Origin of the sequence: Streptomyces sp. NPDC050549 (assembly GCF_040655035.1) — a bacterium.
GTDB lineage: Bacteria > Actinomycetota > Actinomycetes > Streptomycetales > Streptomycetaceae > Streptomyces.
The window spans coordinates 21,251-32,147 of sequence record NZ_JBFAJD010000067.1 but is presented as its reverse complement, the minus strand read 5'-3'; the positions used below and the strand labels follow the sequence as shown (position 1 = coordinate 32,147).

The 10,897-nt window shown below is 69.9% G+C and carries 10 protein-coding genes and 1 pseudogene; 5 read left to right on the top strand and 6 right to left on the bottom strand.

The features are described 5' to 3' along the window. A pseudogene (locus AB0I51_RS45765) lies at window positions 1-182 on the top strand (hypothetical protein); the annotation flags it as partial. Here the strand turns inward: AB0I51_RS45765 and AB0I51_RS45760 are convergent. The 4 genes from AB0I51_RS45760 to AB0I51_RS45745 all read right to left on the bottom strand — a co-directional run bounded on the left by AB0I51_RS45760 (window position 179) and on the right by AB0I51_RS45745 (window position 3,717). Beyond that, on the bottom strand, window positions 179-1,120 hold the full coding sequence (locus AB0I51_RS45760) for a hypothetical protein (RefSeq protein ID WP_362985012.1): 942 nt from the start codon (window positions 1,118-1,120) through the stop codon (window positions 179-181). The pseudogene AB0I51_RS45765 and the gene AB0I51_RS45760 sit on opposite strands and share 4 nt — an antisense overlap. Window positions 1,121-1,133: 13 nt before the next feature. Continuing rightward, window positions 1,134-1,430, bottom strand: a complete 297-nt coding sequence (locus AB0I51_RS45755; RefSeq protein WP_005481602.1) for a DUF4193 domain-containing protein — start codon at window positions 1,428-1,430, stop codon at window positions 1,134-1,136. Window positions 1,431-1,825: 395 nt separating this feature from the next. After that, window positions 1,826-3,058 carry a HAMP domain-containing sensor histidine kinase gene (locus AB0I51_RS45750; RefSeq protein WP_362985010.1) on the bottom strand — a complete coding sequence of 411 codons (1,233 nt, stop codon included), beginning with the start codon at window positions 3,056-3,058 and terminating at the stop codon, window positions 1,826-1,828. 5 nt (window positions 3,059-3,063) lie between these two features. Continuing rightward, entirely contained in the window at window positions 3,064-3,717 is a 654-nt protein-coding gene (locus AB0I51_RS45745; RefSeq protein ID WP_010983842.1) for a response regulator transcription factor, read from the bottom strand. Window positions 3,718-4,132: 415 nt separating this feature from the next. Here AB0I51_RS45745 and AB0I51_RS45740 point away from each other — a divergent pair, with 415 nt between their 5' ends. Beyond that, a complete protein-coding gene (locus tag AB0I51_RS45740) occupies window positions 4,133-4,306 on the top strand; it encodes a hypothetical protein (protein WP_019072956.1) in 174 nt (57 codons plus the stop codon). Between the two features lie 353 nt (window positions 4,307-4,659). On the opposite strand, the gene AB0I51_RS45735 is transcribed toward AB0I51_RS45740, so the two are convergent. Continuing rightward, entirely contained in the window at window positions 4,660-5,475 is an 816-nt protein-coding gene (locus tag AB0I51_RS45735) for an inositol monophosphatase family protein (protein WP_362985008.1), read from the bottom strand. An 8-nt stretch (window positions 5,476-5,483) separates the two neighbouring features. Next, window positions 5,484-6,611, bottom strand: coding sequence for a ferrochelatase (locus AB0I51_RS45730; RefSeq protein ID WP_362985006.1), 1,128 nt, complete (start codon window positions 6,609-6,611; stop codon window positions 5,484-5,486). Window positions 6,612-6,824: 213 nt separating this feature from the next. Here AB0I51_RS45730 and AB0I51_RS45725 point away from each other — a divergent pair, with 213 nt between their 5' ends. The 3 genes from AB0I51_RS45725 (at window position 6,825) to sepH (ending at window position 10,849) form a co-directional block, all read left to right on the top strand. Beyond that, the gene (locus tag AB0I51_RS45725; protein ID WP_362985004.1) at window positions 6,825-8,072 is read left to right on the top strand and encodes an MFS transporter; all 1,248 of its coding nucleotides are present in this window, start codon (window positions 6,825-6,827) and stop codon (window positions 8,070-8,072) included. Further along, window positions 8,032-9,351: a D-arabinono-1,4-lactone oxidase gene (locus AB0I51_RS45720; protein ID WP_362985002.1), complete on the top strand. Its 1,320-nt coding sequence runs from the start codon at window positions 8,032-8,034 to the stop codon at window positions 9,349-9,351. The genes AB0I51_RS45725 and AB0I51_RS45720 overlap by 41 nt, the downstream gene beginning before the upstream one ends. A 472-nt stretch (window positions 9,352-9,823) precedes the next feature. Next, the gene (gene sepH, locus AB0I51_RS45715) at window positions 9,824-10,849 is read left to right on the top strand and encodes a septation protein SepH (protein WP_362985000.1); all 1,026 of its coding nucleotides are present in this window, start codon (window positions 9,824-9,826) and stop codon (window positions 10,847-10,849) included. Window positions 10,850-10,897 lie beyond the last annotated feature (48 nt).

Genomic DNA, 10,897 nt, shown 5'->3' with positions numbered 1-10,897 from the left:
TGCCGCCATACAGCCCGGAGTTGAACGACATCGAGCTGGTCTGGCGCCAGGCGAAGTACCAGGACTACCCACAGCGCGCCCAGACCAGCACCGAGGCCATCGGCGCCGCCGTCGACCGGGCGATGCGGCGGCAACGCGAACGGATCCGACAAGCAACACCGAACTTCACCCAAACCGCTTAGAGCCTGTCCCCTCCGGTCCCCCAGCCACCGAGTTCCTTGGGGATCTCGCCCACCCTGAGCGGGTCCGGCGGGGTCTCCAGCGGCGGGAGTTCGGGCAGCGCGTCCCAGGGCACCTGGGCCTTGCGCAGGTCCTTGCGGATGCGTTCGGCGAGTTTCCTGGTGTCCCGGCGGTTCATGACCGCTCCGACGGCGGCGCCGACCATGAAGGGCATCAGGTTCGGCAGGTCGCGGACCATGCGTTTCATGATCTGCTGGCGCAGTTCGCGCTTCATGTGGCCGTTCAGCGCGGTGCTCATGGTCGACGGCTTGGTCACGTCGATACCGCGCTCCCCGGACCAGGAGTTCAGATACGCGGTGCTGCGCTGCTTCAGGTCGCCCGGCGGACGGACGCCGTAGACCTCGTACAGCTCGGCGATCAGCTTCAGTTCGATCGCGGCGACGCCGGTGATCTCGGCGGCCAGTTCGGTGGGCATCGCGGGTGGGACGGGCAGCATCGCCGCGGCACCGATGCCCGCGCCGACGGTCGACGTCGCGTTCGCGGCGCCCGCCACCAGTTTGTCGGCGAGCTGCTCGGGCCCGAGGCCCGGGAAGTGCCGCTGAAGCGCCTCAAGGTCCCGTACGGGGATCCGCGGGGCGATGTCGATGATTCGGTCGGCGAGGTACGCCAGGCCTGCCCTGGCCCGGCTGCCGCCCTTACGGACGCCTTCCCTGGCCTTGTCCCGGATCACCGCCGCCCGTCGTTTGGCGACGGGGGCGGCTGCGGGAACATCCGCCGGCACCGGGAGGTCAGCCGGGTGGACCGCCGGTTCGAGCGAGGCTGATCCAGATTCGGATGAGCCCCGCTCGTCGTCACGCGTGCCATGAGGACCGTCTGTCGGCCCTTCGTCCGCCCCCGGTCGGAGGGAGCGGCGCTTCCAGGGTGGGGTCGAGCCAGTCACGGCCGACCCCTCCTCAGTCGCAGTCGCGGCAGATCGGCTGGCCGTTCTTCTCTCGGGCCAGCTGGCTGCGGTGGTGCACCAGGAAGCAGCTCATGCAAGTGAACTCGTCCTGCTGCTTGGGCAGCACCCGGACGGCCAGCTCCTCGTTCGAGAGGTCCGCTCCGGGCAGTTCGAGGCCCTCGGCCGCCTCGAATTCGTCGACGTCCACTGCGGAAGTCGACTTGTCGTTCCTACGCGCCTTGAGTTCTTCAAGGCTGTCCGAGTCGACGTCGTCGTCGGTCTTGCGTGGGGTGTCGTAATCCGTTGCCATGTCGCGCTCTCCCCCTCTGGGTGTCTGCGGTGTCTCCAGCGCACGTAACGCGTGAGAGGCCGGACTTGTGCCCGACCTGAGGCGGAGATTTTGCCTCACATCAAGGTCTGTTACTCAATCGACACCCAACCGGACCCCTCAAGAGTGATCGGCTTGGATGGCGAAGGGGACCGTACACGGTCCCAATGCCGCTCTTCAAAGGCACCTCACCGTGTACTTCCCGTGATCAAGACCCCTGAAAACCCGGATTTTCCCGGCTTTCCGACAGGGTTCATGATCACGGAGAGTAGATGCCCCGAAAATCGTGCTTGTGATCGATCACACACAAGAGTGCCGAAGATGCGGCCAGAAAATTCCGCGCAAAGCGAACATCCTCGTGTGTCGGCGACATGATCTCAGATGGGCAGGGTGACTCGCATCACGAGCCCACCCCCCTCACGTGGCTGGGCCGCGATGTGGCCGCCGTGTGCGCGCGCCACGGAGCGCGCGATCGACAGACCGAGGCCCACACCCTTGTCGCTGCCCGTTCGCTCCGTACGCAGCCGCCTGAAGGGCTCGAAGAGGTTGTCGACCTCGTACGCCGGGACCACCGGACCCGTGTTCGAGACGATCAGCACCGCATGGCCGTGCTGGACCTCGGTGGTGACCTCGACCCAGCCGTCCTCGGGCACGTTGTACCGCACCGCGTTCTGCACCAGGTTCAGGGCGATCCGCTCCAGGAGCACACCGTTGCCCTGGACGACGGCCGGCTTCCGCTCGCCGCGGATGACCACGCCCTTCGCGGCCGCCTCCGCGTGCACCTGGTCGACGGCCTGCTCGGCGACCTCGGCCAGGTCCACGGGCTTGCGCTCGACGATCTGGTTGTCACTGCGGGCGAGCAGCAGCAGACCTTCGACGAGCTGCTCACTGCGCTCGTTGGTGGCCAGCAGCGTCTTCCCGAGCTGTTGGAGCTCGATCGGGGCACCGGGATCGGACAGATGCACTTCAAGGAGCGTGCGGTTGATCGCCAGCGGGGTGCGCAGCTCGTGCGACGCGTTCCCCACGAAGCGCTGCTGGGCGGTGAAGGCCCGCTGCAGCCGGTCCAGCATCTCGTCGAAGGTGTCCGCGAGTTCCTTGAGTTCGTCGTCCGGGCCGTCCAGCTCGATCCGGCGGGACAGGTCCGAGCCGGCCACCGCGCGGGCGGTCCGGGTGATCCGGCCCAGCGGGGACAGCACCCGGCCCGCCATCGCGTAGCCGAAGGCGAAGGCGATGATCGCGAGGCCGAGCAGGGTCAACAGGGAGCGGCTGAGCAGGTCGTCCAGGGCGTGCTGGCGCTGTTCGTTGACGCACTGGTTCATCGCGTTGTTGAGCGTGGTCGCCGACGGCTCGGACGGGAAGTTGCAGGTGCTGCTGCCGACCGAGCCGGAGATGACCTTGAAGGGAAGTTCACTGCCCACGTTCAGTGCGTGCGCCGCGAGCAGGTAGATGATCGACAGCAGCAGGATGCCGGCGATCAGGAACATGCCGCCGTACAGCAGCGTGAGCCGTATGCGGATGGTGGGACGCAGCCAGGGGAACGGCGGTTCGGGCCTTCTGGGGTCCCACGTGGGCTTCGGGGGCGCCTGGGGAGGCGCGGGGGTCGTCGCCACAGTGGTCAGATCCGGTAGCCGGAGCCGGGGACGGTGACGATGACCGGGGGCTCGCCGAGCTTGCGGCGCAGGGTCATCACGGTGACGCGCACGACGTTGGTGAACGGGTCCGTGTTCTCGTCCCACGCCTTCTCCAGGAGCTGTTCCGCGGAGACGACGGCGCCCTCGCTGCGCAGCAGCACCTCCAGGACGGCGAACTCCTTGGGCGCAAGCTGAACTTCCTTGCCGTCGCGGAACACCTCGCGGCGGTTCGGGTCGAGCTTGATGCCGGCCCGCTCCAGGACGGGCGGCAGCGGCACGCTCGTACGCCGTCCGAGGGCACGCACGCGTGCCGTCAGCTCGCTGAACGCGAAGGGCTTGGGCAGATAGTCGTCGGCGCCGATCTCCAGGCCCTCGACGCGGTCGCTGACGTCGCCGGACGCCGTGAGCATCAGCACGCGGGTGGGCATGCCGAGCTCCACGATCTTGCGGCAGACGTCGTCGCCGTGCACGAGCGGGAGGTCGCGGTCGAGGACGACCACGTCGTAGTCGTTGACGCCGATGCGCTCCAGGGCGGCCGCACCGTCGTACACGACGTCGACGGCCATGGCCTCCCGGCGCAGTCCGGTGGCCACCGCATCGGCGAGCAGCTGCTCGTCCTCGACGACGAGTACGCGCACGTCGCTTGTCCTTCCTCTGTCCACCCGCGTAGCGCGTCTCGGCGCACGCGGGCAAGGTCTTCGTGGCTGTGTGACCTCCATCCTGCCCTTTTCGGCCATAAGTCGGCTGTAAGGCGGCCGGGCGCAAGATGAAGGTCGGGTATGAGGCCCGGGAATGCGGGATTTTCTCGATGGGTTGAGGTTTCCACCGGAGGGAGTGCGGGGAGGACGGCTTTACACCCCGCGATCACGCTCTGCATGTGGCAAGCCACCTTGTGGTACGTCCAACGCTTCCGCAGAGCGGGCGTGGGTGTCCGGCACCGTCGCCGCCCAGCCAGGGCAGCGCTGGGCACTCGCACCCGCAGACGTGATCGCCCCTTCCGAACGGCACACCCCCGTGCCACCCGACCCACGACCCAGGACGAGGGGGCGCAGCATGGACGCATTCACCGCAGGACTTCTGCAGCGCATAAGGGCGACCGAGACCGACCTGACGCGGGCTCGCGACGAGGGCGACGACTTCCTCGTCGAGGTGGAACAGGCCGAGTTGGACGACCTGCGCCGCCTGGCCGCCGACCACGGTGTGGAGGTCAGCGCGACGAGCGTCTGATCAGCGCAAACAGCAGAAAAGCGGGCCCTCGGCGAATCCAGCGCCGGGGGCTTGCTGCTTTCGCTCTTTCCCTCTTTCGCCTTTGGGGCAGGTGGGCCGGGGTTGGGTAGGTGCCGCACCTCTTTGGTTCGGTCGCCTTCGGGGCGCCTGAAGCCGGTGTCGAGAGGCCCACCGTGCTCGGCGCTGCGCGCCTACGCGATCCCCCACTCTCGACTTCGCCCGAGCGGGAGGGGCCCCACGGCCTCTCGACACCGGCCCGCCCCTACGGCTCCCTCTCGGCCGGCGCGTGGGGACAGCGGGAGTTGGTGGGCCCTCGCCGTCGGCTGCGGGTTTCGCCGTTGGTTCTGTGGGCGTCAGTCGTGCCAGGCGCCGAAGTCCTCCAGGAGGCGTTGGAGGGGTTCGAAGACTCCTGGGGTGCCCGCGACCGCCAGGTCCCGCCCGGGACGCTCTCCGGGCCGTCCACCGGTCAGGGCGCCCGCCTCTCGGGCGATCAGGTCACCCGCGCCGAGGTCCCACGGGTTCAGCCCCCGCTCGTAGAAGCCGTCCAGCCGTCCCGCGGCCACGTCGCACAGGTCGACCGCCGCCGAGCCGCCCCGCCGGATGTCCCGCAGCAACGGAATCAACTTCTGCGCCACTTCGGCCTGATGGACGCGGACCTCGGTGACGTAGTTGAAGCCGGTCGAGACCAGGGCCTGGTCCAGAGGCGGCGCGGGGCGGCAGGCGAGCCTGCGTTCGCCCTCCCACGCGCCCGTGGCGCACGCCCCGCCGCCGATCACCGCGTGGAACGTCTCGCCGCGCATCGGGATCGCGACGACCCCGGCGACGGTCTCGCCGTCCAGCTCGGCCGCGATGGAGACGGACCAAGTGGGCAGTCCGTACAGGTAGTTGACCGTGCCGTCGAGCGGGTCGACGACCCAGCGGACGCCGCTGGTGCCCGTGACGGAGGCGCCCTCCTCGCCCAGGAAGCCGTCGTCGGGGCGCTGTTCGGAGACGAGGTCGGTGATCAGCTTCTCGGCCGCGATGTCCATCTCGGTGACGACGTCGATCGGGCTGGACTTGGTGGCGGCGACCGCGAGGTCGGCCGGGCGGCCGTCCCGCAGCAGCGCGCCGGCCTTGTGGGCGGCTTCCCGGGCGAGTGCCAGCAGTTCCTGGTGCAGGGGGTCGGTCACGGCGCTCCTCATGCGTAGGGGCTGTCGGCGCCCGCGGCGGCGGGACGCGGGGCGCGGGCGGGGCAGCAACCCACGGGGCAGAGGTTGTGGCTCGCACCGAGGGCGCCCAGGGCGCAGGGCGTGACCTGGTGCCCGCTCTCGGCGGCGGCGCGTTCCAGGACGAGTTCACGGATGGCGGCGGCGAAGCGCGGGTCGGCGCCGACTGTGGCCGAGCGGCGGACCGGCAGGCCCAGTTCCTCGGCCTTGGCCTTGGCCTCCGTGTCGAGGTCGTAGAGGACCTCCATGTGGTCGGAGACGAATCCGATGGGTGCCATCACGACCGCGGGGACGCCGGCCGCGTGGCGCTCCTCCAGGTGGTCGCAGATGTCGGGCTCCAGCCACGGGATGTGCGGGGCGCCGGAGCGGGACTGGTAGACGAGCTGCCAGGGGTGGTCGATTCCGGTGCGTTCGCGCACGGTGTCGGCGATCAGCCGGGCCGCGTCCAGGTGCTGGGCGACGTACGCGCCGCCGTCTCCGTGGTCCTCGGCCGGGCCGGAGCTGTCGGCGGCAGCGGTCGGGATGGAGTGGGTCGAGAAGGCGAGGTGGGCGCCGTCGCGGACGTCCTCGGGGAGGCCGGCGAGGGATTCGAGCACCCCGTCGATCATCGGCTCCAGGAAGCCGGGGTGGTTGAAGTAGTGGCGCAGCTTGTCGACCTTGGGGAGCTCCAGCCCCTCGGCCTGGAGGGTCGCCAGGGAGTCGGCGAGGTTCTCCCGGTACTGGCGGCAGCCCGAGTACGAGGCGTAGGCGCTGGTGGCCAGGACGAGGATGCGGCGGCGGCCGTCGGCGACCATCTCGCGCAGGGTGTCCGTGAGGTACGGGGCCCAGTTGCGGTTGCCCCAGTAGACGGGCAGGTCCAGGCCGTGGTCCGCGAAGTCCTTGTGGAGGGCGTCCAGGAGGGCGCGGTTCTGGTCGTTGATGGGGCTGATCCCGCCGAACAGGAAGTAGTGGCGGCCCACTTCCTTGAGGCGTTCCTTGGGGATGCCTCGCCCGCGCGTCACGTTCTCCAGGAACGGAACCACGTCGTCCGGGCCTTCGGGGCCGCCGAACGAGAGCAGGAGCAGGGCGTCGTAGGGAGTGGCATCGAGCGCGTCTGGCATGGCTCCGATCCTGCCACCCGACAGTGACAGCCGGGAAACGGAGGGGTGCCGGGCCGCGGACCCGGGGCTTCAGGGGAGGTGCGTCGGGGGCAGCACGGGCGGGTGCATCCGGCCGGAGCTGCTCGTAAGCTGTATCAGCCGCATTCGCACCTTACTGAGCCGTCACCTCGTCATTACCGAGCCGCCCCGCGCCCCTTCCGACCGGAGTCCCCCGTGCCCAGCCCCTACCGCGCCCTGTTCGCCGCCCCCGGCTCCAAGGGCTTCTCCGCCGCGGGCTTCCTCGGCCGGATGCCTCTGTCGATGATGGGCATCGGCGTGGTCACGATGGTCTCCCAGATCAACGGGCGCTACGGGCTCGCGGGCGCGCTGTCGGCCACCATCGCGCTGGCCGCCGCCGCGATCGGGCCGCGGATCTCGCGGTGGGTCGACCAGTACGGGCAGCGGCGGGTGCTGCGTCCGGCGACGCTCGTCGCGCTGGGCGCGGCGGCCGGCCTGCTGCTGGCCGCCCGCTTCGGGTGGCCCGACTGGGTTCTGTTCCTGTGCGCTGCCGGCATCGGCTCGGTGCCGAGTCTGGGCGCGATGGTCCGCGCGCGCTGGGCGGCCGTCTACCGGGGCACCCCGCAGCTGCACACGGCGTACTCGTTCGAGTCCGTGGTGGACGAGGTGTGCTTCATCTTCGGGCCGATCATCTCCATCGGGCTGTCCACGGCGTGGTTCCCGGAGGCGGGTCCCCTGCTGGCCGCCTGCTTCCTGGCGGTGGGCGTCTTCTGGCTGACCGCGCAGCGCGCCACCGAACCCGCGCCGCACCCGCGCGTGCGGGGCGCCGAGGGCAGCGGCTCGGCGCTGCGGGCGGCCGGTCTCCAGGTGCTGGTGGCCACCTTCGTGGCGACCGGGGCGATCTTCGGGGCCGTCGACGTGGTCACCGTCGCGTTCGCCGACGAGCGGGGTCACAAGGGCGGCGCCAGTGTGGTGCTCGCCCTGTACGCGGCGGGGTCCTGCGTGGCCGGAGTCGTTGTCGGACTATTGCGCTTCCGGGGAGCGCCCGAACGTCGGTGGCTGCTGGGCATATGCACGATGGCCGTGAGTATGATCCCCCTCCTACTGGTCGGAAACTTGCCGCTTCTGGCCGTGGCGCTGTTCCTTGCGGGACTGTCCATCGCACCCACGATGATCACGACGATGTCCCTCATAGAAGAGCACGTACCTCGCGCGAAGCTCACCGAAGGCATGACCTGGGTGAGCACCGGCCTGGCGGTCGGGGTCGCGCTCGGTTCCTCGGTCGCCGGCTGGGTGATCGACGCAGCCGACGCGCGGGCCGGGTACGGGGTTCCGGTGGTCGCCGGAGCCGTCGCGGTCGCGGTCGGTTTCCTCGGGTACCGCCGGCTCAGCAGACCGGCACCGGGTCGGGGAGGCACCGTTGTTGGGCACCACAGCGAGCGCGAAGAACGGCACGTGGCGTAACTGGGGCGGGACGGTCGCGTCCCGGCCCGCGCGGGAGGTCACGCCCGCCTCCGTCGAGGAACTGGCCGCGGCCATCCGGCGGGCCGGCGAGGACGGTCTGACGGTGAAGGCCGTCGGCAGCGGGCACTCCTTCACATCGATCGCCGCCACGGACGGTGTGTTGATCCGCCCTCAACTGTTGACCGGCATCCGCAACATTGATCGCGATGCATTGACGGTCACGGTCGAGGCGGGCACCCCGCTCAAGAGACTCAACATGGCTCTCGCGCGCGAGGGTCTGTCGCTCACGAACATGGGCGACATCATGGAGCAGACGGTTTCCGGGGCGACCAGCACCGGCACCCACGGCACCGGACGCGAATCGGCTTCCATAGCCGCCCAGATCAGGGGACTTGAGCTGGTGACGGCGGACGGCTCGGTGCTCACCTGCTCCGCGAAGGAGAACCCGGACGTCTTCGCGGCGGCCCGGATCGGCCTGGGCGCCCTGGGCGTCGTCACGGCGATCACCTTCGCCGTGGAGCCCGTCTTCCTCCTCACGGCCCGCGAGGAGCCGATGACCTTCGACGAGGTCACCGAACGCTTCGACGAACTCTGGGCCGAGAACGAGCACTTCGAGTTCTACTGGTTCCCGCACACCGCAAGCACCAACACCAAGCGCAACAACCGCAGTGCGGGCCCGGAGCAGCCGGTGGGCAAAGTGGCCGCCTGGTTCGAGGACGAGTTCGTCTCCAACGGGCTCTGGCAGGTGGCCAACTGGGTCGGCCGCGCGGCGCCCACGACCATTCCGACCATCGCCCAGATCTCCACCCGGGCCTGGTCCACGCGGACGTACACGGACATCCCCTACAAGGTGTACACCTCGCCCCGCCGGGTGCGGTTCGTCGAGATGGAGTACGCCGTCCCGCGCGCGGCCCTGGTGGACACGCTGCGGGAACTCAAGGCCATGGTCGACCGTTCCGACTTCAGGGTCAGTTACCCGGTCGAGGTCCGCACGGCCCCGGCGGACGACATCGCCCTGTCCACCGCCTCCGGCCGGGACAGCGCCTACATCGCCGTGCACATGTACAAGGGCACTCCCTACCAGGCGTACTTCACCGCCGCCGAGCGCATCCTCACCGCGCACGAGGGCCGACCGCACTGGGGCAAGGTGCACACCCGGGACGCCGAGTACTTCGCCGGGGTCTATCCGCGCTTCGGCGAGTTCACGGCGCTGCGGGACCGGCTGGATCCCGACCGGCGGTTCCAGAACGACTACTTGCGGAGGGTGCTGGGCCAGTAGCCGACGAGCCGTCAGGCGAGTCGGGCGGGGGAATCGGCCGGACCCGGTTCCCCCGCGACGTGGGGGACGCTCAGACAGTTGCGTTTCGTGCTATTGCGTGAAGTACGCCACTTTCAAGATCGCCCGAACCCCGCTCCGGACCGCCAAGTCCCGCCCCCCGCAAGAAGTTGGGCGGCGTGCCAATCCACGCACGTGGTCCAAATGGAGTACTGTTGCGAGCCCTGGGTGCGGTCTCCTGCCAGGGCGTCCGTGGCCTTTTGGACCGCTCAGAGGGGGCCAGTTGCACAGGGTGACGTAGTTTGTCACTTAGCGTTGCGAATAGGTAACCGTGCCATAACGGCGAGTCCGGGCCCGTGCCCGACACGCCGGGCAACTCGGCAAGGTTGTGGCAGGCTGCACCCGGGCAGGCCACACTCGACTAGCGGAAGCAGCGACGCACGTGACGTCGGCAGGCACCACCCGGGAGGTCCCCATGCCCGAACTGCGTGTCGTGGCCGTCTCTAACGACGGCACACGGCTGGTGCTGAAGGCTGCGGACAGCACGGAGTACACGCTTCCGATTGATGAGCGTCTGCGCGCCGCCGTACGCGGCGACCGTCCCCGCCTCGGCCAGATCGAGATCGAGGTGGAGAGCCATCTCCGCCCCCGAGACATCCAGGCACGTATACGTGCCGGCGCCTCCGCGGAGGAAGTCGCGCAACTCGCCGGCATCCCCGTAGACCGTGTGCGCCGCTTCGAGGGTCCCGTGCTCGCCGAGCGTGCCTTCATGGCCGAGCGCGCCCGGAAGACCCCTGTCCGCCGCCCGGGTGAGAACGCGGGACCCCAGCTCGGCGAGGCCGTGCAGGAACGGCTGACGCTGCGCGGTGCCGAGAAGGACACCGTGCAGTGGGACTCCTGGCGCCGAGACGACGGCACCTGGGAGGTCCTGCTGGTCTACCGGGTCGCGGGCGAACCGCACTCGGCGAGCTGGACGTACGACCCGCCCCGGCGGCTCGTCCAGGCCGTCGACGACGAGGCGCGCTCACTGATCGGCGAGTCCGACGACCTCTCCGCCACCCCCGAGCCCAGCTTCCCGTTCGTCCCGCGGATCGCCAGGCTGCCGCGCGACCGCCCACTGGACCGCGCCCTGGAGCGCCCGGAGCGTCCCGCGCTGCCGTCGCCCGAGCCGGTCGAGGAGAGCGAGCGCGACTCGCTGACCAGCCTCCTGGAGGCGGTACCGAGCTTCCGTGGCGACATGGTGGTCCCCGAGCGGCCCTCGGAGCCCCCGGAGGAGCCCGTCGAGGAACCGGAGGCGGAGGAGCCCCCGGCCCCCGCGGCCTCGGCCGGTTCCGCCTACGCGGACGTCCTCATGCCCCGCTCCGTCGGCGCCCATCGCGACCGGCTCATCGGCTCCACCGACCGCCAGGCCGAGGCGGACGGCGTCCGCCCGGGCCGCAGAGCGGCGGTCCCGAGCTGGGACGAGATCGTCTTCGGGACACGAAGGAAGAAGCAGGAGTAGCAGGACAGTTGCTCGTAGGCGAGGCCCGCTGCAGGTTCGGCAGCGGGC

Excerpts from the sequence above, each read along its gene's own strand:
- AB0I51_RS45755 (WP_005481602.1), bottom strand. The coding sequence starts at position 1,430 with ATGGCAACGGATTACGACACCCCACGCAAGACCGACGACGACGTCGAC.
- AB0I51_RS45740 (WP_019072956.1), top strand. The coding sequence starts at position 4,133 with ATGGACGCATTCACCGCAGGACTTCTGCAGCGCATAAGGGCGACCGAG.
- AB0I51_RS45730 (WP_362985006.1), bottom strand. The coding sequence starts at position 6,611 with ATGCCAGACGCGCTCGATGCCACTCCCTACGACGCCCTGCTCCTGCTC.
- sepH (WP_362985000.1), top strand. The coding sequence starts at position 9,824 with ATGCCCGAACTGCGTGTCGTGGCCGTCTCTAACGACGGCACACGGCTG.